Source organism: Cupriavidus sp. P-10 (genome assembly GCF_003402535.2).
In the GTDB taxonomy this organism is placed as follows: Bacteria; Pseudomonadota; Gammaproteobacteria; order Burkholderiales; family Burkholderiaceae; genus Cupriavidus.
In genome coordinates this window covers 1,955,465-1,980,842 of the sequence record NZ_AP025170.1, presented here as the reverse complement: position 1 = coordinate 1,980,842, position 25,378 = coordinate 1,955,465, and the positions used below count along the sequence as shown (strand labels likewise).

The 25,378-nt window shown below is 69.0% G+C and carries 23 protein-coding genes and 1 tRNA gene; 8 read left to right on the top strand and 16 right to left on the bottom strand.

Translation table 11 applies throughout. The features are described 5' to 3' along the window. Positions 1-2: 2 nt before the first annotated feature. From CTP10_RS09090 to CTP10_RS09070, 5 genes are read left to right on the top strand one after another with little or no spacing between them, the layout of a single operon-like run. Positions 3-1,772 carry a bifunctional alpha/beta hydrolase/class I SAM-dependent methyltransferase gene (locus CTP10_RS09090; protein WP_116320606.1) on the top strand — a complete coding sequence of 590 codons (1,770 nt, stop codon included), beginning with the start codon at positions 3-5 and terminating at the stop codon, positions 1,770-1,772. Then, positions 1,769-3,148: a phosphatase PAP2/dual specificity phosphatase family protein gene (locus tag CTP10_RS09085; protein ID WP_116320607.1), complete on the top strand. Its 1,380-nt coding sequence runs from the start codon at positions 1,769-1,771 to the stop codon at positions 3,146-3,148. Before CTP10_RS09090 ends, CTP10_RS09085 begins: the two co-directional genes overlap by 4 nt. Further along, positions 3,138-3,569, top strand: a complete 432-nt coding sequence (locus CTP10_RS09080) for a hypothetical protein (protein WP_116320608.1) — start codon at positions 3,138-3,140, stop codon at positions 3,567-3,569. Before CTP10_RS09085 ends, CTP10_RS09080 begins: the two co-directional genes overlap by 11 nt. A gap of 8 nt (positions 3,570-3,577) precedes the next feature. Beyond that, entirely contained in the window at positions 3,578-4,204 is a 627-nt protein-coding gene (locus CTP10_RS09075; protein ID WP_116320609.1) for a lysophospholipid acyltransferase family protein, read from the top strand. A 5-nt stretch (positions 4,205-4,209) separates the two neighbouring features. Next, the gene (locus tag CTP10_RS09070) at positions 4,210-5,172 is read left to right on the top strand and encodes a phosphatidate cytidylyltransferase (protein ID WP_116320749.1); all 963 of its coding nucleotides are present in this window, start codon (positions 4,210-4,212) and stop codon (positions 5,170-5,172) included. A 12-nt stretch (positions 5,173-5,184) separates the two neighbouring features. Here the strand turns inward: CTP10_RS09070 and CTP10_RS09065 are convergent, their stop codons facing one another. The 7 genes from CTP10_RS09065 to CTP10_RS09035 all read right to left on the bottom strand — a co-directional run bounded on the left by CTP10_RS09065 (position 5,185) and on the right by CTP10_RS09035 (position 13,545). Next, positions 5,185-6,084, bottom strand: a complete 900-nt coding sequence (locus CTP10_RS09065; RefSeq protein WP_116320610.1) for a LysR family transcriptional regulator — start codon at positions 6,082-6,084, stop codon at positions 5,185-5,187. Positions 6,085-6,163: 79 nt separating this feature from the next. Next, positions 6,164-7,609 carry an amidase gene (locus CTP10_RS09060; protein WP_116320611.1) on the bottom strand — a complete coding sequence of 482 codons (1,446 nt, stop codon included), beginning with the start codon at positions 7,607-7,609 and terminating at the stop codon, positions 6,164-6,166. A gap of 52 nt (positions 7,610-7,661) precedes the next feature. Continuing rightward, entirely contained in the window at positions 7,662-9,314 is a 1,653-nt protein-coding gene (locus CTP10_RS09055; protein WP_271815146.1) for a dipeptide ABC transporter ATP-binding protein, read from the bottom strand. Then, positions 9,311-10,240: an ABC transporter permease gene (locus CTP10_RS09050; protein WP_116320612.1), complete on the bottom strand. Its 930-nt coding sequence runs from the start codon at positions 10,238-10,240 to the stop codon at positions 9,311-9,313. The genes CTP10_RS09055 and CTP10_RS09050 overlap by 4 nt, the downstream gene beginning before the upstream one ends. A gap of 11 nt (positions 10,241-10,251) precedes the next feature. Continuing rightward, positions 10,252-11,193, bottom strand: coding sequence for an ABC transporter permease (locus CTP10_RS09045; RefSeq protein WP_116320613.1), 942 nt, complete (start codon positions 11,191-11,193; stop codon positions 10,252-10,254). A 195-nt stretch (positions 11,194-11,388) separates the two neighbouring features. Continuing rightward, positions 11,389-12,972 carry an ABC transporter substrate-binding protein gene (locus CTP10_RS09040; protein ID WP_116320614.1) on the bottom strand — a complete coding sequence of 528 codons (1,584 nt, stop codon included), beginning with the start codon at positions 12,970-12,972 and terminating at the stop codon, positions 11,389-11,391. A 72-nt stretch (positions 12,973-13,044) separates the two neighbouring features. Further along, a complete protein-coding gene (locus CTP10_RS09035; protein WP_116320615.1) occupies positions 13,045-13,545 on the bottom strand; it encodes a MarR family winged helix-turn-helix transcriptional regulator in 501 nt (166 codons plus the stop codon). A 251-nt stretch (positions 13,546-13,796) separates the two neighbouring features. Between CTP10_RS09035 and CTP10_RS09030 the strand changes: the two genes are divergently transcribed. The 3 genes from CTP10_RS09030 to CTP10_RS09020 are packed head-to-tail and all read left to right on the top strand — an operon-like array spanning position 13,797 to position 16,974. After that, entirely contained in the window at positions 13,797-14,795 is a 999-nt protein-coding gene (locus tag CTP10_RS09030; protein WP_116320616.1) for a tripartite tricarboxylate transporter substrate binding protein, read from the top strand. A 10-nt stretch (positions 14,796-14,805) separates the two neighbouring features. Beyond that, the gene (locus CTP10_RS09025; RefSeq protein WP_116320617.1) at positions 14,806-15,819 is read left to right on the top strand and encodes an NADPH:quinone oxidoreductase family protein; all 1,014 of its coding nucleotides are present in this window, start codon (positions 14,806-14,808) and stop codon (positions 15,817-15,819) included. 15 nt (positions 15,820-15,834) lie between these two features. Then, entirely contained in the window at positions 15,835-16,974 is a 1,140-nt protein-coding gene (locus tag CTP10_RS09020; protein ID WP_116320618.1) for a CaiB/BaiF CoA transferase family protein, read from the top strand. Positions 16,975-17,057: 83 nt separating this feature from the next. Here the strand turns inward: CTP10_RS09020 and CTP10_RS09015 are convergent. The 9 genes from CTP10_RS09015 to dapD all read right to left on the bottom strand — a co-directional run bounded on the left by CTP10_RS09015 (position 17,058) and on the right by dapD (position 25,362). Beyond that, positions 17,058-17,134: transfer RNA gene (locus tag CTP10_RS09015), tRNA-Val, on the bottom strand. 107 nt (positions 17,135-17,241) lie between these two features. Further along, positions 17,242-18,813, bottom strand: coding sequence for a class I adenylate-forming enzyme family protein (locus CTP10_RS09010; protein WP_116320619.1), 1,572 nt, complete (start codon positions 18,811-18,813; stop codon positions 17,242-17,244). Between the two features lie 64 nt (positions 18,814-18,877). Further along, entirely contained in the window at positions 18,878-19,885 is a 1,008-nt protein-coding gene (locus CTP10_RS09005; RefSeq protein WP_116320620.1) for a Bug family tripartite tricarboxylate transporter substrate binding protein, read from the bottom strand. A 209-nt stretch (positions 19,886-20,094) separates the two neighbouring features. Continuing rightward, positions 20,095-21,363, bottom strand: a complete 1,269-nt coding sequence (locus CTP10_RS09000) for an MFS transporter (protein ID WP_116320621.1) — start codon at positions 21,361-21,363, stop codon at positions 20,095-20,097. 165 nt (positions 21,364-21,528) lie between these two features. Further along, positions 21,529-22,422, bottom strand: a complete 894-nt coding sequence (gene prmB / locus CTP10_RS08995) for a 50S ribosomal protein L3 N(5)-glutamine methyltransferase (protein ID WP_116320622.1) — start codon at positions 22,420-22,422, stop codon at positions 21,529-21,531. A gap of 24 nt (positions 22,423-22,446) precedes the next feature. Then, positions 22,447-23,598 carry a succinyl-diaminopimelate desuccinylase gene (gene dapE / locus CTP10_RS08990; protein WP_116320623.1) on the bottom strand — a complete coding sequence of 384 codons (1,152 nt, stop codon included), beginning with the start codon at positions 23,596-23,598 and terminating at the stop codon, positions 22,447-22,449. A gap of 86 nt (positions 23,599-23,684) precedes the next feature. Further along, positions 23,685-24,032, bottom strand: coding sequence for an arsenate reductase (locus tag CTP10_RS08985; protein WP_116320624.1), 348 nt, complete (start codon positions 24,030-24,032; stop codon positions 23,685-23,687). Positions 24,033-24,057: 25 nt separating this feature from the next. After that, positions 24,058-24,417, bottom strand: coding sequence for a hypothetical protein (locus tag CTP10_RS08980; protein ID WP_233528185.1), 360 nt, complete (start codon positions 24,415-24,417; stop codon positions 24,058-24,060). Positions 24,418-24,534: 117 nt separating this feature from the next. Beyond that, positions 24,535-25,362, bottom strand: coding sequence for a 2,3,4,5-tetrahydropyridine-2,6-dicarboxylate N-succinyltransferase (gene dapD / locus CTP10_RS08975; RefSeq protein ID WP_018005704.1), 828 nt, complete (start codon positions 25,360-25,362; stop codon positions 24,535-24,537). Positions 25,363-25,378 lie beyond the last annotated feature (16 nt).

The window sequence follows — 25,378 nt, the reverse complement described above, 5'->3', positions numbered from 1 at the left end:
CCATGGACCGAGCCGCTATCCGCCAGCCGCAGGAGCGGCTTTTCCAGACCCATGACGGCCAGGCGCTGTTCTACCGCCACTGGCCGGCGGTGGAGGGCCCGGCGCGCGGCGCCATGGTGCTGTTCCACCGCGGCCACGAGCATTCCGGCCGTGTCGCCCACCTGGCCGACGAACTGAACCTGCCCGGATACGACATCTTTGCCTGGGACGCGCGCGGCCACGGGCGCTCTCCCGGCGAGCGCGGCTACAGCCCCAGCTTGGCGGATTCGGTGCGCGACATCCAGACGTTTACCCAGCATATCGCCGACGCACACGGCATCCCGCTGGAGCGCACCGCGGTGGTCGCGCAAAGCGTCGGCGCGGTGCTGGCCGCCACCTGGGTGCACGACTACGCGCCGCCGATCCGCGCGCTGGTGCTGGCCTCGCCCGCGTTCAAGGTCAAGCTGTACGTGCCGTTCGCGCGGCCGGGGCTGAAGCTGATGCACCGGCTGCGCGGCAGGTTCTTCGTCAACAGCTACGTCAAGGCGAAGTTCCTGACGCACGATCCCGAACGCATTGCCGGCTATGACACCGACCCGCTGATCACGCGGCCGATCGCGGTCAATATCCTGCTGGACCTGTACGAGACCGCGGAACGCATCGTCGCCGATGCCGCCGCGATCACGGTGCCGACGCAGCTGCTGATCTCCGGCGCCGACTGGGTCGTGCACCGCGGGCCGCAGGACCGCTTCTACGAGCGGCTGGGCGCGCGCACCAAGGAACGCATCGTGCTGGACGGCTTCTTCCACGACACGCTGGGCGAGCGCGACCGCAAGCTGGCCGTGGATGCGGCGCGACGCTTTATCGTGCGCGAGTTCGACACGCCGTCACGGCCGCGTTCGCTGCTGGATGCCGACCAGATCGGCCCGTTCCGGGAAGAATCGGACCGGCTGGCGTCGGCGCCGGGTGGGCTGGCGGCCTGGTACTGGCGCGCGGCGCGCGCCAACCTGAAGCTCGGTGGCATGCTGTCGGATGGCGTGCGGCTGGGGCATGAGACGGGTTTCGACTCGGGTTCGACGCTCGACTACGTTTACCGCAATACCCCCTCGGGCCGAGGCCGGCTGGGCCGGCTGGCCGACGAGCAATACCTCGGCGCCATCGGCTGGCGCGGCATCCGCCAGCGCAAGGTCCACGCCGAAGCGCTGATCGCCGAGGCCGTGCGGCGGCTACGCGCGGCCGGCATGCCGGTGCGCATGGTCGATATCGCCGCCGGGCACGGGCGCTATGTGCTGGAGGCGCTGGGCGCGCTGGACGGTGGTGCGGCCGCGGTGGAATCGATCCTGCTGCGCGACTACAGCCAGCTCAATGTCGAACAGGGCAGGGCGCTGATCGCGGCCAAGGGACTGCAAGGGGTTGCCCGCTTCGAACAGGGCGATGCCTTCGACGCCGACAGCCTGGCAGCGCTGATGCCGGCGCCGACGCTGGCCGTGGTGTCCGGCCTGTACGAGCTGTTCCCGGAAAACGCGATGGTGCGGCGCTCGCTGGAAGGCCTGGCGCGCGCGGTGCCGCCGGGCGGTTATCTGGTCTACACGGGCCAGCCCTGGCATCCGCAGCTCGAATTCATCGCCCGCGCGCTGACCAGCCACCGTGGCGGCGCCGCCTGGGTGATGCGCCGCCGTTCGCAGGCCGAGATGGACGAGCTGGTGCGCGCCGCCGGCTTCGACAAGGTGACCCAGCGCATCGACCCGTGGGGCATCTTCACCGTCAGCCTGGCGCGCAGGCGCGAAGCATGAGCACGCTGCCCGCCGGAGCCGCTGCCGCGGCATCCCGGGGCGAGCGCCCCTGGGGGCTGGCCTTCCTGCTGCTGGCGCTGGCCGGCGCGTTTTTCTTTTCCAGCTACGGTTTTGCCAACTGGCTCGCGAGCCAGCGCGCGCAGGTGCCGTCGGTCTTTTTCGGCTGGGAACGCGGCATCCCGTTCGTGCCGTGGACCATCATCCCGTACTGGTCGATCGACCTGCTGTATGGCATCTCCTTCTTCCTGTGGCGCACGCGCGCGGCGCTGGTCACGCACGTCAAGCGGCTGGTGCTGGCGCAGCTGGTGTCGGTCGCGTGCTTCATCGCGTTCCCGCTGCGCTTCAGCTTCGAGCGGCCGCAAGCGGACGGGCTGCCTGGCCAGCTGTTCGCGCTGCTGGGCGGCTTCGACCTGCCGTTCAACCAGGCGCCGTCGCTGCATATCAGCCTGCTGGTGATCCTGTGGACAGCGTACGCGGCGCACCTGCGCGGCGGCTGGCGCTGGCTGCTGCATGGCTGGTTCGCGCTGATCGGTGTGTCGGTGCTGACCACGTGGCAGCACCACTTGATCGACGTGCCGACCGGGGCGCTGGTTGGCTGGCTGTGCGTTTACCTGTTTCCGATGCAGTTGCCGGGCGTTGCGGCGGGCTTGCCCGATGCGCGCACCCGGCAGCTTTCGCGGCGGTACGCACTTGGCGTCGTCATCGCATTGCTGTGCGCGGTGCTGGCGGTGGGAGCATCCGTGACGCTGGCCTTCCTGCTGCTGTGGGCCGCGCTGGCGCTGGCCTGCGTCGCCCGCCTCTACGCGCTGGCCGCGCCGGCGTGGTTCCAGAAGAACGCCGACGGCACCATGGCGCAGGCGGCACGCTGGGTGCTGGCGCCTTACCTGTTCGGCGCCTTCCTGAATTCGCGCTGGTGGACACGGCGCGCGCCGCAGGCCAGCCGCATCGCCGACGGCGTCTGGGTCGGCCGCTTCCCGACCGATGCCGAGTTGCGGGCGTTGGGCGCCGATGCCGTGCTCGACCTCAGCGCCGAACTGCCGCGCGCCGCGACCGGTCCCGGACTGGCCTATTGCTGCGTGCCGGTGCTGGACCTGACCGTGCCAACCGCGCGGCAACTGGAGCAGGCCGTGGCGCAACTCGACGCGTGGCACGTCCAGGGGCGCCGGATACTGGTGAGTTGCGCCCTGGGCTATTCACGCAGCGCGCTGGTGGCCGCCGCGTGGATGGCGCGCCGGCAGGGGCTGCGCGCCGCTCCGGCGGCGCTGGCCGCATTGCGCGCGCACCGGCCTGCGGTGGTGCTGGGACGCGAGCACGCCGCGGCGCTGCAGGCGTGGCTGGACCAGTATCCGGCACCGGAGGCTGCCGATGGCCGCTGACGCCGCCCGCTGCGGTACCACCGATGCCTGGATCGCGCATGCCGTCACCGGCGCGCTGTCCGGTGCGTTCTGGATCGGCGTGGCCGGGCTGGCCTTCGCGCTGGCTTCCGCATGGCTGTCTGCCAGTCCCGCACTGTCTGCACTGCCGCTGCTGGTGGCGCTGGCTCAGCTATGGTTGCTGCTGCGCGTGGCGATCGACCGGCGCCTGTTCGACGCGCTGGCCGCGTCGGCCGACCGTGACGGCCAGGCGGACCTGGCCGGCCTCGACGGCGCGCTGACCGGACTGGGCTGGATCACGCCCGACCGCGCTGGCCGTCCGTTGCGCGAACGCGCACGCGGCGCGATGCGGCTGGTACGCGCCAGCGCGCTACTGGCCGCGCTCCAGCTGTGCCTGTCCCTGTTGATCTTGCTGCTGAGGTGAAAAACACCATGTGGGTCGCCCGTGCCACCGCGCACGCCATCATCGCTTTCGCGCGCCTGCTGACCGGCATGCGCGCCAACTGGCAGGGCTGCTTTCCCGCCGCGGTGCAGCGTGTGTACTTTGCCAACCACAGCAGCCATGGCGATTTCGTGCTGATCTGGGGCTGCCTGCCGCCCGACCTGCGCACCGGCACGCGTCCGGTGGCGGGAGCCGACTACTGGGACTGCTCGCCGCTGCGGCGCTTTATCGGCCGTGACGTGTTCCGCGCGCTGCTGATCGACCGCACCCATAGCGATCCCGGCAGCGATCCGGTGGCGCTGATGCGCGGCGCGCTGGAGGGTGGCGATTCGCTGATCCTGTTTCCCGAGGGCACCCGAAATACCACCGAGGCGCGGCTGCTGCCGTTCAAGAGCGGCATCTACCACCTGGCGCGCGCCTGCCCGGCGGTGGAGTTCGTGCCGGTCTGGATCGACAACCTCAACCGCGTCATGCCCAAGGGCGAGGTCGTGCCGGTGCCGCTGCTGTGCACCGTGACCTTCGGCCGGCCGGTACTGGTGGCCGACGGCGAAGACAAGGAGAGCTTCCTTTCCCGCTGCCGCGACGGCTTGCTCGCGCTTGCCCCCGAACTGGACTGATGACCATGCCGACCACGCCCACCCTGCACTGGAGCCATGAAACCTGGCTGCTGTTCGGCGGCCTCTTTGCGGTGCTGCTGCTCGCCTCCACCGTGACCGCGCTGCTGCGCTGGCGCGTGGCCGGCGGCGGCCAGCACGCGGTGATCGACAACCTGGCGCAGCGCGTCAATGCCTGGTGGTGGATGATCGGCATCATGGGCGTGGCCTTCGCGCTGGGGCGCACCGCGGTGATCGTGCTGTTCTTCCTGCTGTCGTTCCTTGCGCTGCGCGAGTTCGTCACCATCACCACCACGCGCCGGGGCGACCACCGCGCCATCGCCGCCGCGTTCTTCGTGTTCCTGCCGCTGCAGTACGTGCTGGTCTACACCGGCTGGTACGGCATGTTCTCGATCCTGATCCCGGTCTACGCCTTCCTGTTCCTGCCGATCCTGGCGGCGCTGTCGTCCGAGACCACGCGCTTCCTGGAACGCTGCGCCGGGGTGCAGTGGGCGGTGATGATCTGCGTGTTCTGCATCTCGCACGTACCGGCGCTGCTGACGCTGCCGATCCCGGGCTTCGAGGGCCGCAACCTGCTGCTGATCGCCTTCCTGGTGATCGTGGTGCAGGGCAGCGACGTGTTGCAGTACGTGTGGGGCAAGCTGTGCGGCAGGCGCAAGATCGCGCCGCTGCTGTCGCCGTCGAAGACGGTGGAGGGGTTTGTCGGCGGGGTCGCCAGCGCCACTGCGCTGGGCGCGGCGCTGTGGTGGATCACGCCGTTCACGCCGTGGCAGGCCGGCCTGATCGCGCTGGTAATCGCGCTGATGGGCTTCCTGGGAGGGCTGGTGATGTCGGCGATCAAGCGCGACCGCGGCATCAAGGACTGGGGCCACATGATCCAGGGCCACGGCGGCATGCTGGACCGGCTCGACTCGGTGGTGTTCGCCGCGCCGGTGTTCTTCCATCTCACCCGTTACTGGTGGGTGCCCTGAGCCGCCGCTCCCTCAGATTTCCATCTCTTCGCACCACTTGACCACCGCGTCGCGGAAGTCCTGGCAGATCGGCGACAGGTAGCCGCCGGCGCGCCACAGCACCGCCAGTTCGTGCTGCCACGACATGCCCGGCCCGGCGATCGCCTGCAACCCCTGTCCCTCCGCCTGCTTCAGGATGCGCGGCGGCATGATGCCGAGCAGGTCCGAGTGCCGCAGCAACTCGCCGAACGCCACCGGCGAGGCCGTGCTTTCCACCGCCACGCGCGGCGGCGGCAGGCCCACCGAGGTGAACCGTTCTTCCAGCCATTGGCGCAGGTACAGCGAGCTGGCCGGCACCGCCCAGCGCTCTTCGGTCAGGTCGGCCAGCGTACGGAAGCCGTCGCGGCGCGGATGCGCGCTGCGGCAGACGATCTGCATGGTCAGCGGCCCCAGCGGCAGCCAGTCGATATCCTCCGGCACGCTGGCCGGGCGCGCCGCCAGGATCAGGTCGGCGTCGCCGTTCTGCAGCACAGCCATCAGGCGCGCGCTCAGGTGCGTCTCGATCGAGAACACCGCCAGCGGGCGGCTGACGAAGAACTGGGCCAGCAGCGGCGACAGCAGCGACGGCACCAGGTAGGGGATGGCGCCGAGCCGCACGGTGCCGGCGCGCGCCAGCCGCTGCTCCGCCAGCTCATTGCGCAGGTCGGTTGCCGCCAGCGAGATCTTGCGCGCATGCGCCAGCAGCGTCTTGCCGACGCTGGTCGGCACCAGCCCGCGTGGCGTGCGCTCGAACAGCGGCATGCCGGCCTCGCCCTCCAGCCGCGCCAGCGTCTTGGACAGGCCGGACTGGGTCATGCCGAGCGTGTCGGCGGCGCGATGCAGGTTGCCGTGTTCGCTGACTACCAGGAAGGCTTCAAGATCCTCGAATCGCATGGGACGTACCGGGCATGGGCGCGCAGGGGCGGAGCGGGCCATTGTAGCGCCGGTACGGCCACGGGCCGCCGCGCGGGCGTCAGCCTGCCGCCGGCTGCGGTTGCGGTTGCGGCTGCGGCTGCGGTTGCGGCTGCGGTTGCGGCTGAGGTTGCGGCCATTGCGGCCGCAGCCTGACGGCGTGTTCGAACCAGTGCGCCAGCTGCAGCACGCCCAGGTCGTCGAAGCGCCTGCCGGCGATCTGCAGGCCGATCGGCATGCCGTCGCCGGCAAAGCCACACGGGATCGAAGCCGCCGGCTGCTCGGAATGATTGAACACCGCGGTGAAGTGCGAGTCCTTCAGCGGCAGGTCGCCACCGCTGTTGATGGCGTCGGCGGCAAACGGCAACACCGGCGACACCGGCGAAATCACGAAGTCATAGGGCTGGGTCGCGGCCACGGTGGCCTCGCGCAGCTGCTGCATGCGCGTGAAGGCCTGGAAGGTCTGCTCCGGCGTCAGCGCGCCCGCGAAGTCCGCGGCCTTGCGGATGTAGCCCGCGGCCAGGCCGGCGCGTTCCGGCGGCATCGCGGCGAGGTCGACGCGGCAGCGCATGGTGAAGAAGTGCGCCATGCCCATGCGCATGTCCATGGTGGTCCAGTCGCGCACCGGCTCGACCACGGCGCCGGCCTGCTCGAACACGCGCGCGGCTGCCAGCACCGCGGCCTGCACTTCGGGATCGACCTGCCAGCCGCCGGCCGGCTCCAGCCACAGGCCGATGCGCAGCTCGCGTACATCGCACGCCAGCCGGTCCCACGGCAGATCGTGCGGCGGCAGGCTCATGTAGTCGCGCGCGTCGGGCCGGGCGATCGCCTGCATGGCGAGGGCGGCGTCGGCCACGGTGCGGGTGAGCGGGCCGAGCACGCGCGCCGCCGCCGGCGGATACACCGGCACGCGGCCATGGCTGGGCTTGAGGCCGAAAACGCCGCAGAAGCTGGCGGGGATGCGCACCGAGCCGCCGATATCGGTGCCGAGGTGGATCGGGCCGTAGCCGGCCGCTGCCGCCGCACCCGCGCCGGAGCTGGAGCCGCCGGTATTGCGCGCCGGATTCCACGGATTGCGCGTCAGCGGATGGAAGCTCGACGGCGCCGCGCCGAGGAAGCCGAAGTCCGGCATGGTGGTCTTGCCGACCACGATCGCGCCGGCTTCGCGCAGGCGCGCGGCGGCCGGGGCGTCGGCGGGCGCCGGCGCCAGCACTGTGGCGGCGCTGCCCAGCGGCGTCGGCGTGCCTTGCGTGGCGATGTTCTCCTTCAGCGTCACCGGTACGCCGTCGAGCGCGCCGCAGGGCGTGCCAGCCAGCCAGCGCGCTTCGGCGGCGCGGGCGGCGTCCAGCGCCTGCTGCGCATGCACCAGGTACATGGCGCCGATGGTGGGCTCCCATTGTCCGATGCGGTCGAGGACGGCCTGCACGACCTCGACCGGAGACAATTCACGCTGGCGGTAATAGCGGGTCAGTTCGACGGCGCTGAGTGCGTAGAGCGGTTGGTTCATGTTGTTGTCCGTTGTGGGTGGCAACTGCCTGGGAATCTTTGGGTGGCGATGTTTACGCTTCGCCGAAGCGGTAGCCGCGTCCCGGCGCGGCGGCCAGCAGCGCGCGGGTGTAGTCCTGCCGCGGCGACAGCACCACGTCGCGGGTGGGGCCCTGCTCGACGACACGGCCCTTGTGCATCACGATCAGCCGGTCGCAGATCTGGCTGGCCACGCGCAGGTCATGGGTGATGAAGAGGATGCCGATGGCGAGCCGCTGCTGGATATCGGCGAGCAGCTTCAGGATCTGCGCCTGCACCGAGACGTCGAGCGCCGACACCGCTTCGTCGGCGATCAGCACGCGTGGCTCGCATGCGAGTGCGCGGGCGATGCACAGCCGCTGGCGCTGGCCGCCGGAAAACTCGCTGGGATAGCGGTGCAATGCGTCGGGCCGCAGCCGCACCAGTTCCATCAGCGATTCGGCGCGTTCCCAGGCCTGCGCGGGCGTGGCGCCGAAGTTGATCGCGCCTTCGACGATCGACTGGCCGACGGTGCGGCGTGGGTTGAGCGAACGGTTGGGATCCTGGAACACCACCTGCACGGCGCGCCGAAATGCCGACAGCTGCGCGCGCCGCGACAGCCCGCGCGGCTGCGCCGGCAGGATGCGGATCTCGCCCGCCGAGGGCTCGATCAGCCGCGCGATGCAGCGCGCCACCGTGGACTTGCCGGAGCCGGATTCGCCGACGATGCCGACGGTCTCGCCGGCATGCACCTGCAGCGACACCTCGCTGGCCGCCTGCACCACGCGCCGGCGGCCAGGCCATGCGCCCGAGGTGTACGTCTTGCCGATCGCACTGGCGTCCAGCAGCAATGGGCGTTCGGTGTCCGGGGGGCGGCGTGCAGGCTCCAGCCCGGGCACGGCATTGAGCAGCATGCGCGTGTAGTCGGCCTCGGGACGGCGCAAGACCTGGTCGCGCGGCCCGCATTCGACCTGGCGGCCCAGCTGCATCACCACCACGCGGTCGGCAATGTCGGCGACCACGCCGAAGTCATGCGTGATGAACAGCACCGCGGTGCGGTGTTCATGCTGCAGCTCGCGCACCAGCGCCAGGATCTCGGCCTGCGTGGTGACGTCGAGCGCCGTGGTGGGCTCGTCGCACACCAGCAGGGCGGGGCGCAGGATCAGCGCCATGGCGATGACGATGCGCTGGCGCTGGCCGCCGGACAGCTGGTGGGGATAGGCGTCATAGATGCGCTCGGGATCGGGCAGCCGCACGCGCGCAAAGATCGAGAACACCTGCTCGCGCCGCTGCGCCGCGCTGAGCGCGGTGTGCTGCGCCAGCACTTCCTCCACCTGCGCGCCGCAGCGCATCACGGGGTTGAGCGCCGTCATCGGTTCCTGGAACACCATCGCCACGCCGGTGCCCCGCAAGGCGCGCCGGCGTGCCGGCGATGCCGCCAGCAGGTCTTCGCCGCATAGCGCGATGCTGCCTCCGGAAACGTGCAGGCCTTCGGGCAGCAGACCCATCACCGCACGCGCGATCACCGACTTGCCAGAGCCGGATTCACCCAGCAGGCAGACCACTTCACCGGGCATTACGTCGAAGCAAGCGCCTTGTACGGCGTGGGGCCGGTCTGCGCCGGGCGGCAGGTCGATGCGCAGGTCTTGCACGCGCAGGGCGGGCGCAGAGGCGTGCGCCGCCGTGGTGGGGTTGGCTGCCATCATCATCCGTTCCGCTTGTTGAACTTGGGGTCGAGGGTGTCGCGCAGGCCGTCGCCGAGCATGTTGACGGCCAGCACGGTCAGGGCCAGGAACGCGCCGGGCAGCAGCACGCTATGCGGGTGCGAGGTGAAGTGCGCGCGGCCCTCGGCCATGATGTTCCCCCAGGTGGGGATGTCGGTGGGCAGGCCGATGCCGAGGAAGGACATCACTGCTTCCACCAGCATCGCGCCGGCGCAGATGAACGTGCCCTGCACCAGCAGCGGCGCGATGGTGTTGGGCAGGATATGGCGCAGCATCAGCTTCCACGCGGGCGTGTCGAGGGCGATGGCGGCTTCGACGTAGGGCTCTTCGCGCACCGACAGCACCACCGAGCGCACCAGCCGCGCCACGCGCGGCGTGTCGGGCACCGTCATGGCCACGATCACCGTCAGCAGGCTGGGCCGCCACGCGGCCACCAGCACGATCGCGAACAGGATGCCGGGGATCGCCATCATGCCGTCCATCACGCGCATGACCGGGCCATCCAGCCAGCGGAAATAGCCCGACACCAGCCCCACGGCCAGCCCGAGCACCACCGACGCGAGGGCCACGCACACGCCTACCGCCAGCGACACGCGCGCGCCGTACAGCGTGCGGCTCCAGATATCGCGGCCCAGGCTGTCGGTGCCGAACAGGAACAGGCGCTCGAAGGTATCGCCGGCCAGCGTCATGATCTCGGCGCGGGTGCCCGGTGCGAGCTGCGAGCTGGCCGGGTCCATGGTGTTGGGATCGATGGTGTAGAGCCAGGGCGCGGCCACGGCGAGGAACAGCATCAGCAGCAGGATGGCGCCGCCGGCGCGCACGGCGCCGTTGCCCAGTACCGTGCGCAGCCGCGAGGGCCGGCGGGCAGCCGCGGGTGCGGCGGTCTCGATGGCGGTGGTGAGTGAAGTCATGGGGGCGTCTCTCAGTAGCGGATACGGGGATCGAGCAGCAGGTAGCTCATGTCCACCAGCAGGTTGATAACCACGTAGGACACCGAGAAGAACAGCGTGATGCCCTGGATCAGCGGGTAGTCGCGCGACAGCACCGCATCGACGGTGAGCTGCCCGACGCCGGGAATGGCGAAGATGGTCTCGGTCACCACCACCCCGCCGATCAGGCCGGCGACGCTCAGGCCGATCACGGTCGCGATCGGCACCGCGGCATTGGCCAGCGCATGGCGCGTCAGCATGCGCCACTCCGGGATGCCCTTGGCGCGCGCGGTCTGCACGAAGTCCTCGGTCAGGGCCTCGGCGACCGCGGCGCGGGTCACGCGCGCCACCAGCGCGCACGACATCACCGACAGCGTGACGCAGGGCAGCGCCAGGCTGTGCAGCCACGGCCCGACGCCATCGGCCAGGCGCTTGTAGCCTTGTGCCGGGAACCAGCCCAGGTGCAGCGAGAACAGCCAGATCATCAGGTAGCCGGCCACGAAGACTGGCAGCGAGAATCCCAGCACCGAGCCGCCCATCACCATGCGGTCGACCCAGTGCCCGCGCCGGTAAGCGGCCAGCGTGCCCAGCGGCACCGCCGCCAGCACGGTCAGCGCGATGGTCAGCGCCGCCACCGACAGGGTCGGCTCCAGCCGCTGTGCGATCAGCGTGGTCACGGACATCTTGTAGTAGTAGGAGTAGCCCAGGTCGGCCCGCAGCACCTGGCCGATCCAGTGGACGAACTGGCGCGGCAGCGCCTCGTCCAGGCCAAGTTGCATGCGGATGCGGGCGATGTCCTGCGCGCTGGCGGCATCGCCGGCGATGGCCGCGGCCGGATCGCCGGGCGTGAGCCGCAGCAGCAGGAAGACGATGACCGCCACCACCGCCAGCACCGGCACGGTGGCCAGGCTGCGGCGGACCAGGAAATTCATCATGGACTAGCCTCGTTGGGGGGAGAGCGGATTTTTTTTCTCCCCTCTCCCGCTTGCGGGAGAGGGGCCGGGGGAGAGGGCATGCACTGGCATACCAACGGCCTGTACTTCGTCGATAAGCCGGCCCTCTCCCCAACCCTCTCCCGCAAGCGGGAAAGGGAGCAGGTAATCGGTCGGCTACCGATGCCTCTGTCTGCGCTATGGCTTGCGCACGTTCCAGTACAGCACCGCCGGCGCGGGCAGCAGCCCGCTGACGGCGCCGCGGCGCACCACGGTAGGCGCCTTGCCTTCGCCGACCGGCGCCAGCACGCCGCTCTCGATGGCGCGCAGCTGGATCCTGGCGGCGAGGTCCTTGCGTTGGGCCGTATCGGCCGTCTCGATAAAGCGCGTCTTCAGCGCTTCCAGTTCTGCATCTTCCGCCCAGCCGAAATAGCCGCGGTCGCCATTGCCGGTCAGCGGGCTGTAGGTGACGGGGCTGCTGGCATCGACGCCGCCCCAGAAGGTGATAAAGGCATTCCAGCCGCCGTTCTCGGGCAGGTCCTTCCGGGTGCGGCGCGTGATCAGCGTGCTCCAGTCCGTAGCCTGCACGTCGACATTGAAGCCGGCCTGCTTGAGCAGCTGGCCGTACACCACCGGCAAACGGCTCAGCGCGGGCGCGTCGCCGGGCAGCATGATCACCACCGGCTTGCCGTCATAGCCGGCCTCCTTCAGCAGCTTGCGCGCCTGCTCGAACTGCGGCTTGCCGGTGAAGAACCCGGTCTGGTCGCTGGCATACGGCGAGCCGCACAGGTAGACCGAGGTGCACGGTTTGTAGAAGTCGCGATAGGTGGCCTGCGCGCGCAGCATCGCTTCCTGGTTGATGGCCAGCATGGCGGCCTTGCGCACGCGGGCGTCGTTGAACGGCGGCACCTTGTGGTTGTAGATCACGGTGAAGGGGCCGGCCGGCATGATGTCGACCATCTGCACGCGGTTGTCGGTGCGCAGCTGCGGGTAATGCGATGCCGGCACGGTCTCGACGATATCGACTTCGCCATTGAGCAGCGCGTTGACCTGGGTTTGCGGATCGCGCAGGAACACCCATTCGACGCGGTCGACATGCACGACCTTGCCGCCGGCCAGGCCCGACGCCGGTTCCTTGCGCGGCACGTAGGCGGGATTGCGGCGGTAGACCACGCGGTCGCCGGGGCGGTAGTCCTCCTTCTTCAGCGTGAAGGGGCCGGAGCCGGTCAGATCGTCGATCTGCTTGTCGGCGGGCGTGTCGGCCACGCGCCTGGGCATGATGAAGGGCGCCAGCGGGCTGGGCTTGCCGAGTGCGTCGAGCACCGCGCCGAAGGGCTGGCGGAAGGTCATGCGCACGGTCGACGGCCCCTCGGCGGTGAGGCTCGCCATGGCCTCGAACATGCGCTGGCCGAGCACGTCGCGCTTGCCCCAGCGCGTCAGCGACGCGATCACGTCCTGCGCGGTCACAGGCGCGCCGTCATGGAACTTCAGGCCGGGGCGCAGCGTGAAGGTCCAGGTCTTGTTGTCGGCGCTGGCGCTGTACTTGTCGACCATCTGCGGCCGGATCACGCCTTTCTCGTCCATGCCGAACAAGGTGTCGTAGATCATGAGGCCGTGGTTGCGCGTGATGTTCGCGGTGGTCCAGACCGGGTCCAGGATCTTCAGGTCCGAAGACGGCACGGTGCGCAGCACCGTTTCGGCGCTGGCACTGCCGGCGGAAATCCAGGCCAGCGCGCACAGCGCGGCGGTGCCGGCATGGCGAAGCAGGGTGGCAGACATCATGATCATCACCTGTGGGGGGAAGGGAAGACGAACGGGAAGGCGAACGGGAAGGCGAACGGGAAGGCGGCCGGTTCACTCCGACCTGGCGGCTTGCTTCTGCAACCTGGCCATCGACGCTTCGAAGGCGTCGCGCGAGGCGGATTCGGCGTCGATCAGCTTGAGCAGCGTGGCGCGCAGGGTGTCGATCTCCTCCGGCGTCAGGCAGTACAGGAAGCGCGATTCCAGCTCGATGCCGAGCGGCTCCGCGCGCCGCACCAGGTCGGCGCCTTCGTCGGTCAGCGACAGGCGCACCTGCCGCGCGTCTTCGGCGCAGATCTCGCGCTGGACCAGCGACTGCTTCACCAGCGCGCCGACCAGCTTGGATGCCAGCGTCTTCTCGATGGCAGACTGCTGCACCAACTGGCCCATGGTGATACCGGGGGTGATGCCGATCATGCGCAGCAGGCGAATGTCGCGCAGCGAGATGCCGAACCTCGCCTCGTAGACGCGCGAGCCGCGCTCGCGCGTGCGCTCCGCGGCCTGGTCGAGCAGGATATTGATGTAGTCGGTCTTGAGCCGTAGCGGGCTGCGCATGATTCGATGAAAAATTCGATAGTTGAAAGTTTCAACAAATGGTAGCCAGCGAGGCGGCACCTCGACATGGGGGATTACCCTGCCTGCGAAGGCAAGGGGGCTGATGACGCGCCGCGCGATGCCTGCCAGGACTCGCCTCGCGCCGCGCGGGAATCGGCGGGGCGCGGCCGGTGCCATAGACTGCGCTGGCATCCCTCGCATCGCCGGCGCTGGCGGGCATCACAGAAGGGAGCCAACAGGAGACACCAACCATGCCGACCATCCGCTCGCGGCTGCTTGCCGCCATGCCCGCCATCGTGCTGGCCGCGTTCGCCAACATTGCGCACGCCGCCGATGCCGCCACCGACGCCGAACCGTTTCCGTCGCGGCCGCTGACCATCGTGGTGCCGTCGGTGGCCGGCAATGTCAACGACGCGGTCGCCCGGCTGATCGGTCAGGAACTGACCAGGACGTGGGGCCAGCCGGTCATCGTCGACAACAAGCCGGGCGCTGGCACCACCACCGGCACCAAGCACGTTGCGCGCGCCGCGAAGGACGGCTACACCGCGCTGCTGACCTTTACCGCGCACGTGCAGAACCCATCGCTGTACCCGCGCATCGGCTACGACCCGATCGCCGATTTCGCGCCGGTCAGCGAGGTGGCGATCTCGTCGACGATCCTGGCCGTGTCGCCGGACTTCCCGGCGCGCACGCTGCCGGAACTGGTGGCGCTGGTCACGGCCAATCCCAACAAGTACCCGTACGGCTCCTACGGTGCCGGCACCACCGGCCATATCCTGGGCGAACTGTTCAAGCGCGAGGCAGGGCTGCAGATGGATCACGTGGCCTACAAGGGCGGCGTGCCGCTGGTCACGGACCTGGCCGCCGGGCATGTGAAGATCGGCTTTGTTCCGGTGGGCACGGCGATGGCGCTGCTGCAGGGCGGCAAGCTGATTCCAGTGGCCATGGCGGGCGCGGAGCGCTCGGCGCTGCTGCCCAGGGTGCCGACCTTCCGTGAGGCGGGCTACAAGGGCTTCGAGCCGGATGCGTGGATGGGCCTGCTGTTCCCGGCAGGCGTGCCGAAGGCGCGGGTCGAGGCACTGTCGCGCGAAGTCGCGCGCATCGTGCGCATGCCGGAGATCGCGAAGAAGATGCAGGACCTGAACCTGGTGCCGGTCGGCGGCACGCCGGAGGCCTTCGCCGCGGTGCTGAAGAGCGACCGCGACAAATGGAGCCGCATCATCCGCGATGTCGGTATCACGCTGGAGTAAAGGATAGGCGATGCAAGACAACGATTACCTGGGGCTGGTCTGCTCGCGCTGGTGCCACTGGAGCGAGCTTGCGCTGCAACGCATTCCGCGCCAGCCGCTCAGGCCGGGGCAGGTGCGCATCCGCGTGCGGCATGCGGGCGTCGGCTTTGCGCTGAGCCTGTTCGTATCGGGCAAGTACCAGCGCAAGCCGCCGCTGCCGTTTACGCCCGGCACCGAGGCAGCGGGCGAGATCCTGGAAGTCGCGCCGGACGTGACGCGGCTGCATGTCGGCCAGCGCGTGGCGGCGGCGCTGGACTGGGGCGGCTTTGCCGAAGAAGTGGTGACGACCGCCGACACGGTCTATCCGGTGCCGGACGGGCTGTCACTGGCGCACGCCGCGGCGCTGCCGGTCACCTATGGCACGGTGTGGGCCGCGCTGGCGTGGCGCGCCGCGCTGCAGCCCGGCGAGACCATGCTGGTGCACGGTGCCAGCGGCGCGCTTGGCACGGCGGCCGTGCAGGTGGGCAAGCTGATGGGCGCGCGCGTGATCGCTACTGCCAGCACCGACGCCAAGCGCGAGGCGGCACTCGGCAACGGCGCCGCGCACGCGCTGCCTGCCGATGCTGCCACGCTGGCGGCATCGGTGAAGGCGCTGTGCCCGGCGGGTGGGGTCGACGTGGTGTTCGATCCGGTCGGCGGCGACCTGTTCGACGCCTCGCTGCGCTGCGCGGCACCGGGCGCGCGGCTGCTGTCGATCGGCTATGCCAGCGGGCGCATCCCGGAAGTGCCGGCCAACCTGCTGCTGGTCAAGAACCTGTCAGTGATCGGCTTCAACTACGGCTACTACATCGGCTGGGGACTGAGCGATGAACGGCAGCGCTTCGCGCCGCGCGTGCAGCAGGTGGTCGAACAGATCATGCAGGCGGTGGCAAGTGGCAAGCTGCCGCCGCCGGTGCTGCAGCACTTCCCGCTGCGCGACTGGCTGGCGGCGGTCGACACCACGATGTCGCGCCGGGCCATCGGCAAGGTCATGCTGGATATCTGAAACGCGGAGGACGACATGCAACCCGAACAAGACGCTGCGCTGCTCGACGGCCTGACGGTGCTGGACCTGAGCCAGGGCATCGCCGGCCCGTACTGTGGGCTGGTGTTGCGCCAGCAGGGCGCGCGCGTGATCAAGGTGGAGCCGCCCGGCGGCGACTGGTCGCGCAACATGGGCCGCATCCGCGCCGGCCAGACCGCGATCGCGGTGGCGTGCAATGCCGGCAAGGAAAGCGTCCTACTGGATGCGCGCACCGACAGCGGCCGCGCCGCCATCGCCCAACTGGCCGAGCGTGCCGACGTGGTGATCCAGAACTTCCGCCCCGGTGTTGCCGAGCGCATGGGCGTGGGCTATGACGCGCTGGCCGCGCGCAACCCGGCGCTGGTCTATGTGTCGATCACCGGCTACGGCCACGCTGGCCCGATGGCGGCGCTGCCGGCGGTCGATACCACCGTGCAGGCGGTCAGCGGGCTGATGCACCTGAATCGCGACAGCGCCGGCCAGCCGCGGCGCATCCCGTTCTTCCTGATCGACCTCAACACCGGACTCTATGCCGCCCAGCATGCGTGCGCGGCGTTGTTCAAGGCCGCACGCCATGGCAGCGGGCGCCATGTGAGGCTGTCGCTGCTGGAGACCAGCGCGGCGCTGCAATCGTACCTGCTGGTGGACGATGCCATGTTCCCCGACGCGGAAATGGCCGCGGCCAACGCACCGACCGGGTTGTTCGCGGCAGCGGACGGCATGCTCTACATCAGCATGCTCAACGACGCGATGTTCGTGCGGCTGGCGCGCGTGATGGGCTTTGACGACTGGCTCGGCGATGCCGCGCTGCGCACCAGTGCCGGCCGGCTGCCGCGCGCGGCGGAACTGAACCGGCGCGTGGCGCAGGCGGTGGCCGCGCAGCCGCTCGCGCACTGGGAAGCGCTGCTGACCGAGCACGACGTGCTGTTCGGCCGCGTCAGTCACGCAAGTGATTTCCTGCGCAGCGCGCAATGCGGGCAGGCGGGCGTATTCGGCCGATTGACGCTGGATGGGATTGGCGAGGTGCCCTGGGCGAACCTGCCGGGCATGGCAGGCATGGCGCGGCCCGAGGGCGATGCGCCCACGCTGGGCCAGCACACCGAGGCGGTGCTGGCGGAGTTCGGCATCAGCGCCTGACATTTCCGCGCGGGGAAAATTTCCGCGCGGCAAAAGAAAAACGGACGGTGCGCGATTGCGTACCGTCCGTTTCCTTTGTGCGTTGGTAGGCTCGATTGGACTCGAACCAACGACCCCCACCATGTCAAGGTGGTGCTCTAACCAGCTGAGCTACGAGCCTAGCGAAGCCGCAGATTATAGGTACGCCTTCGCGATTGCGCAAGCACCTTCGCAAACTTTCTGCGATTGTGCTGCGCGCAGCGCGTCAGCGTCTCTTGCATCGATGCTTCACGCCAGCGCGAGCCGGTCGCGCAACTCGCGCTTGAGCACCTTGCCGATGGCACTGCGCGGCAGGCTGTCGACCACGTGCAAGTCCGCCAGCCGCTGGGTCTTGCCCAGGCGCTCATTGGCCCAGGCCAGCACGTCCTGCGCCGTGGCGCCGCTGCCCGCGCGCAGCGCGACGAAGCCCACTGGCGTCTCGCCCCAGCGCTCCGACGGCACGCCCACCACCGATACTTCGGCGACTGCCGGATGCTCGCGCACCACCGCCTCGATATCGCTCGGATAGATGTTGAAGCCGCCCGAGATGATCATGTCCTTCTTGCGGTCGAGCAGCAGCAGGAAGCCGTCTTCATCGAAGCGGCCGATGTCGCCGGTGCGGATAAAGCGATTGCCCTGCGCGTCGTGCCATTCAGTCTCGGCGGTCTTCTCCGGCTGGTTGTGATAGCCGTTCATCATGGCCGGCGAACGGCCGACCACTTCGCCGGTGCTGCCGGGCGGCAGTTCGCGGCCTTCGTCGTCGATGATGCGGATGTCGGCGTTCGGTGCGGGGCGGCCCACGGTATGCAGCTTGTCGGGGAACTGGTGCGCGTGCAAAAGGCAGCTGCCGCCGCCTTCGGTCATGCCGTACAGCTCGGTGAGCCCTCCCGGCCAACGGCGCAGCACCTCGGCCTTCAGCGCCGGGCTGAACGGTGCGCTGGTGCAGAACTTCTGCCGGAAGGACGACAGGTCATGGCTATCGAAGTCCGGATGCGCCAGCAGGCGCTGGTATTGCACCGGCACCAGCATGGTGTGCGTGACGCGGTGCTGCTGCGCCAGCGTCAGGTACTTGCCCGCATCGAACTTGGCCATCAGGATCGCCGTGCCGCCCAGGCCGATGGTCGGGAAAAAGCTGGCCAGCGTGGTGTTGGAGTACAGCGGCGTCGACAGCAGCGTGACCGCGTCCGTGCCGTAGCCGGTGGCCGCGCCGCGCGACACGTGCGCCCAGCGCATGCCGTGCGACTGCACGATGCCCTTGGGCTTGCCGGTGGTGCCGGACGAATAGATGATGTTCAGCGGCATTTCCGGGCGGATCCCGGGCTCCTGCACCGGCGTGCCGGCCGGGGCGAGCCAGTCCGCATACGGCTGGCCAGCGTCGCTGCCATCGAGCGTGACGATGGGCGTGCCCGCCACTTGCGCGCGTACCGGCTGCAAGGCGGCCGCGACCGCGGCATCGGTGAAGAGGATGCGCGCACCCGCGTCGGCGGCCATGCCGGCCAGGCTTTCAGGCGTCGACGACGGTGCCAGCGGCGCCACCACCACCCCGGCGCGCACCGCGCCCAGATAGACCGCGGCATATTCGATCGACGAGTTCGCGCAGATCGCGATGGCCTCGCCCGGGCGCACGCTGTCGCGCGCCAGCGCTGCGGCGATGCGGTCCATGGCGGCGTCCAGCCCGGCATAGTCGAGCACGCGCCCGTCATGCATCAGCGCGGGCTGCGTGGGGCGTTCGGTGGCGTGCTCGCGCACGAGCACGGACATGGTGGTGAAAGGGCGGGTGAGCGGGGCGGGCTGGATGGGCTGGGTGGTCGTCTGGGTCATGTCGGCAAGTTCATGTCGCAAAAACGGAGCGGGCGCCAGCATGGCGGCGCCCGTTGAACAGCGGTTACTGGATCTGCGCGCCGGAGTCCTTCACTACCTTGCTCCAGCGGTTGATCTCGGCATCGATATGCGTGCGCAGCGCGGCGGGCGTGGAGCCGACCGGCTCATAGCCATTGGTTGCCAGCGTGGCCTTCAGGTCGGGCTGGCGCAGCACCGTGGCGATCTCGGTGCTGAGGCGGTCGACCACCGGCTGCGGCGTGCCGGCCGGTGCCAGCACGGCGTACCAGCCAGTGATGCTGATGCCTGGCACGCCGGCTTCGGCCAGCGTCGGCACGTCAGGCGCGACCGCGGCGCGCTGGCTGCCGGTCACCGCCAACGCGCGCAGCTTGCCGCTCTTCACGTGCGGCAGCGTTGTCGAGATGCTGTCGAAGGTCAGCTGGACCTCGCCCGACAGCATCGCCGTCACCACTTGCGCGCTGCCCTTGTACGGGACATGCGTCATCTTGATGCCGGCCACGGAATCGAAGAGCTCCCCGGCCAGATGCCCGGTATTGCCGTTGCCGGCCGAGGCGAAGGTCAGTTTGCCGGGATTGGCCTTTGCCTCCGCGATCAGTTCCTGCACGTTGTTTGCGCGCAGCGACGAGCTGCCGGCCAGGATCATCGGCAGGTTGGCCACCAGCGACACCGGCGCGAAGTCCTTGCGGGTGTCATACGGCAGCTTGGGATACAGGCTCGCATTGATGGCATGTGCGGCCAGCACCATGATCAGCGTGTACCCGTCCGGCTTGGCGCGCGCCAGCGCCTGCGTGGCGATGGTGCCCCCGGCGCCGGGCCGGTAGTCGAGCACCACCGGCTGGCCCAGCTTCTCCTGCAGCTTGGCGGCCACCGGGCGCGCCAGCAGGTCGGCGCTGCCGCCGGGCGGGTAGGGAATCAGCAGCTGGATCGGCCGCGCGGGCCAGGTCTCGGCGCCGGCGGCAAGCGGTACGGCCAGCGACGCGGCGGCCAGCATGCCGGCCAGTCCGCGGGTGAGCCATGCACGACGGCCCCGGACGGGGCGCAGGGTGGATGCCATCGATGTGTCTCCTTGTTATGCGGCCGCGGGCGCGGCCGGTCGTCCCATGTAGCGGGCTGGGACGTGGATGTCACAAACGGTAAAGCGGGATGCGTGGCAGGGGAATTCTTAAATCGATAAGTCTGGCTTTTTGTGGGCAAAGCCCAGGGCGGTCTCGTGGTGATCCACACGCCGCGCGGCTGCCTGGCGGGCCCCGTCCGAAATGGCGCTCAGTTGGCGGGATGCGGCGGACTGAAGAAATACGGGATCAGCGACAGCGCGACCAGTACCGCCGCGGATACGAAGATCGCCGCATACGTCGACGCCACCGGCCACTGCCGCACATGCCCCGCATTGGCAATCAGCCCGAAGGCCCATGACGTCAGCGCCGAGCCGAGGAACACGAAGGTATTCAGCAGTCCCAGCCCCCGGCCGCGCTGCGATGGCGGGATCAGCCCGCGCCCCTGCGCCATCACCAGCGGATGCAGCATGCCGATGGTCGACAGCAGCGCCATCATCGCCACGGCGTAGCCGATGCCGGTGGCCGGCCACAGCGCCAGCAGGATCGCTCCCGACATGGCAAAGCACGACCACGCGGCGATGGTGGTCTTGAGCGTGCTGCGGCGGACCAGCACCGGCAGCAGGAAGGCGGTCAGGAAGCCGGCCAGGCTCAGCAGCGTCAGCGCCACGCCGCGCGTCGCTGAACCCAGGCCGAACACCTCTGCCAGGTAGGGGCCGCTCCAGGCATTGCGGAAGGCGGTGCCGGCGGCCATCGCCACGCACAGCGGAATCAGCGTCCACAGCGGCGCCAGCTTCAGCAGCTGCACGCTTTCCGACAGCATCGCCGGCCACGAGGCGCTGCGAGCCTCGGCATGGCCATGGTCGCGCACGAAGCGCCACACGCCGTAGCAGGCCGCCACCATGCCCAGCGCCGATACCGCCATCGATGGCCGCCAGCCGATCAGCGAGATGGCCCAGCCAAGCGGCGCGGTCGCGCACAGCGAGCCGATCATGCCGGTGGCGTTGGAGCGGCTGACCACGCGGGTGTAATCGCGTTCGGAGAGTTGCTCCGAGGCGAAATGCAGCAGGCCCATGAACACCGGTGCGCATGCCAGCCCCAGCCCCACCTGCGCCAGCGTGGCCGCGGTGCCGTTGGGCGCCAGCACGAACACGATCGACGACAGCGCGCCAACGGCGAGCAGCAGCGCGGTGGGGCGTCCGACGCCGTAGCGATCGAAGGCGATGCCCACCGGGATCTGCGCCACGGCGAAGGCCAGGAAGAACGATGAAGAGAGTGCGCCGTACCCTGCCGGCGACAGCCCGAAGTCATGCTGCAGTTCCGGCGCCATCACTGCCAGGCAGGAGCGGAAGAACTGGCTGAGCGCGAAGGCGAAGGTCAGGATGGCGATGCCGCGCACGGCATGCGTCGTCGCGGCCCGGGCGGGCAGGGCGTTGGAACCGGGTGGGGATCCGGGAAGGGGGGAGTTGCTGGCGGTCACGGCGTCAGTAGCGCAATATCTGCAGCGAGTGTAGAGCCTGCGCGTGTTGCCTGATCAACGGTTGGCCGGTGTTCGCCCAGATTGCGCGGCCGCTCCCTGTGCAGATTGTGTGCCCCCTCTCCCGCTTGCGGGAGAGGGGGGCAAACCGTCGGCGGATTCAGCGCATCAGCCCGGCAATGCGTCGTACGTCAGCAAGAACACCTGCTCTTCGCCCGCGCTGACCGGCAGCCAGACGATTTCCAGGTCGGGGAAGGCAGCCTCCACGTTGGCATGCTCGTTGCCGATCTCGACCACCAGCACGCCACCCGGATTCAGCCGCGCCTTGGCGCCGGCGATGATCCGACGCACTACGTCCATGCCGTCGTCCCCGCCGGCCAGCGCGATGCGCGGCTCGGCCTGGTATTCGGCCGGCAGCGCCTGCATCGAGGTTTCGTTGACGTACGGCGGGTTGGTCAGGATCACATCGTAGGTCGCACCATGCGGCAGCGGCGCGTACAGGTCGCCTTCGTACAGATGGATGCGGTCGTCCATCTTGTAGTCGGCAACGTTGCGGCGCGCCACGGCCAGCGCGTCGGGCGAGATGTCGACGGTATCGATCTTCGCCTTCGGCCACACATGCGCGGCCAGGATCGGCAGGCAGCCGGAGCCGGTGCACAGTTCCAGCACCGGGCCGATCTGGTCGGTTTCGCCAATCCACGGCTCCAGTCCTTCCTGCAGCAGTTCGCCGATAAAGCTGCGCGGCACGATCACGCGCGAGTCGACGTAGAAGCGCAGGCCATGCATATAGGCCTCGTGCGTGATGTAAGCGGCCGGCACGCGCTCGTTGACGCGGCGGTCGATGACCTTCAGCACGGCGTCGATTTCCTCGGGCAGCAGGCGCGCATCGAGGAACGGGTCGAGCGTGTCGAGCGGCAGGTTCAGCGTGTGCAGCACCAGGTAGGCTGCCTCGTCATAGGCGTTGGCGCTGCCGTGGCCGAAGGACAGGCGCGCGGCGGTAAAGCGCGAGACTGCGAGACGCAGCAGGTCGCGCACGGTGCGCAGGGGAGAGGGCGTTGCCATGTAGGTATCTTTCGGCGAAAAAAATCAGGCGATCAGGCGTTCCAGCACGCCGCGGTAAACGTTCTTCAGCGGGTCGATGAAGCGCACCTCGACGTGCTCGTCGATCTTGTGGATGCTGGCGTTGGGCGGGCCGAACTCGATCACCTGCGGGCAGATCTTGGCGATAAAGCGGCCGTCGGAGGTACCGCCGGTGGTCGAGAGCTCGGTGTCGAAGCCGGTTTCGGCGTGGATCGCCGCGGACAGCGCCTCGGACAGATCGCCGCGCGGCGTCAGGAAGGGCTCGCCACCGAGGGTCCAGTCCAGCGTGTATTCGAGGCTGTGGCGGTCCAGGATCGCATGCACGCGCGCCTTCAGGCCTTCGGGCGTGCTGGCGGTCGAGAAGCGGAAATTGAAGTCGATGGTGACGTGGCCCGGGATCACGTTGGTGGCGCCGGTGCCGCCGTGGATGTTCGACATCTGCCAGCTGGTCGGCGGGAAATACTCGTTGCCTTCGTCCCAGAGCTCGGCGGCCAGTTCGGCCATTGCCGGGGCGGCTTCGTGGATCGGGTTGCGGCCCAGGTGCGGATACGCGATATGGCACTGGATGCCCTTGACCGTCAGCTTGCCCGACAGCGAGCCACGGCGGCCGTTCTTGACCATGTCGCCGAGCGCGTTGACCGAGGTCGGCTCGCCGATCACGCAGTAGTCCAGGCGCTCGCCGCGCGCGGTCAGCGCTTCGACGACCTTGATGGTGCCGTCATGCGCCGGGCCTTCTTCGTCGCTGGTGATCAGGAAACCGATCGATCCGGCATGCGCGGGATGCGCCTTGACGAATTCCTCCACCGCCACCACGAAGCCGGCGATCGAGGTCTTCATGTCGGCCGCGCCGCGGCCGTACAGCTTGCCGTCGCGGTGGGTCGGCTCGAACGGATCCGAGTGCCACTGCTCCAGCGGGCCGGTCGGCACCACGTCGGTATGGCCGGCGAACACCAGCAGCTTGCCGTCCTTGCCCTGCGTGCCGCGCCTGACCGCCCACAGGTTGGTCACGCGGAAATCGTCCGGACCGCTGACGATGGCTTCGCAGTCGAAGCCGAGCGCCTTCAGGCGGGTTTCCAGGATGGCCTGGCAGCCTTCGTCGGCGGGCGTGACGGAGCGGCGGCGGATCAGGTCTTCGGTGAGGGCGAGGGTGGCGGTCATGTGACGGCGGCGCTAAATCAGGAAAATCAGCCGGGATATCGGCAGGGATATCGGCGGGGATATCGGCGGGGATATCGGCAGGGAAATCAGAACTGGCTGGCGTACTGGTCGGCGGAAAAGCCCACCATCACCTTGCCATCGTGGGCCAGCACCGGGCGCTTGATCAGCGACGGGCTCTGCTGCATCAGGGCGATCGCGCCGGCTTCTTCCTCGGCGCGGGCCTTGTCGGCATCCGACAGTGCCCGATACGTGGTGCCCTTGCGGTTGAGCAGCGTGGCCAGCGGCACGTGCCTGAGCCAGCCGCGCAGCATGGCTTCATCCACGCCTTGCTTCTTGAAGTCGTGGAAGGTGTAGGCCACGCCGTTGGCGTCCAGCCAGGTGCGGGCTTTCTTGACGGTATCGCAGTTGGGAATGCCGTAGAGCAGGACGGTCATGGCTTGTTCTTTGTGAAATTCGGGCTCAGCGGAACAGCAGGTTCAGCGCGATTACCAGGCTGCCGAGGCCCAGCGCCACGCCGCCCATGGCGACCGCGGTCATCAGGCGCAGGCGGCGGTCCAGCCGCGCGGCTTCCTTGCGCAGCGCTTCGATGGTGATGGCGTGTTGCTCGGCCAGCAGCTTGACCGCTTCGGCCTGCTGCACGGCGGCTGCTTCCAACTCGGCAATGCGGGCGGCGGGATCGCGCGCTTCGGCCACGGCGCCTTCCGGCGCGTCGTCCTTGCGCTTGCCTTTCTTGATCTTCTCGATGGTCTTGTTTGCCTGCTCGAGAATGGTGGGCAACAGGGAGAGCACGGTACTGACGGTGGCGGGATCCAGGGCCATGAGTCGCTTGCGGAGGGAAGGCATGTTCAGCCTGGCCAGGCGGGGTAACAGCGGAAATGCAATCCCGGGGCCGGCCCCGGGACGGTGTGGCGCAGCCGGGCTGCGCCAGGCGCGGGCTTAGTCGCCGCGCAGCAGGTCGTTCAGGCTGGTCTTGGCGCGGGTCTGCGCGTCGACCTTCTTCACGATCACGGCGCAGTACAGGCTGTACTTGCCATCCTTGGACGGCAGGTTGCCAGCGACCACGACCGAACCGGCCGGCACGCGGCCATAGTGGATCTCGCCGGTTTCGCGGTCGTAGATCTTGGTCGACTGGCCCAGGTACACGCCCATCGAGATCACCGAGTTTTCTTCCACGATCACGCCTTCCACGACTTCCGAACGGGCGCCGATGAAGCAGTTGTCTTCGATGATGACCGGGTTGGCCTGCAGCGGTTCCAGCACGCCGCCGATGCCCACGCCACCCGACAGGTGGACGTTCTTGCCGATCTGCGCGCACGAACCGACGGTGGCCCAGGTGTCGACCATGGTGCCTTCATCGACATAGGCGCCGATGTTGACGTACGACGGCATCAGCACGGCGTTCCTGGCGATGAACGAACCGCGGCGGGCCACGGCGGGCGGCACCACGCGGAAGCCGGCCTTGGCGAAGTCGTCGCCGCTCCAGTTGGCGAACTTGGTCGGCACCTTGTCGTAGAACTGGGCGAAGCCGCCGGCGCTCATCGGTGCGTTGTCTTCCAGGCGGAACGACAGCAGCACGGCCTTCTTGACCCACTGGTTGACGATCCAGTCCTTGCCCTGCTTCTCGGCCACGCGCAGCGTGCCGGCATCCAGCTGGCCGATGACGTTGGCCACGGCTTCGCGGATGTCGTTGGGGGCGGACTTGGGCGACAGGCTGGTGCGGTCTTCCCAGGCCTGGTCGATCAGGGCTTGCAGTGCTTGCGTCATGTTCGTTTTCTCAGGG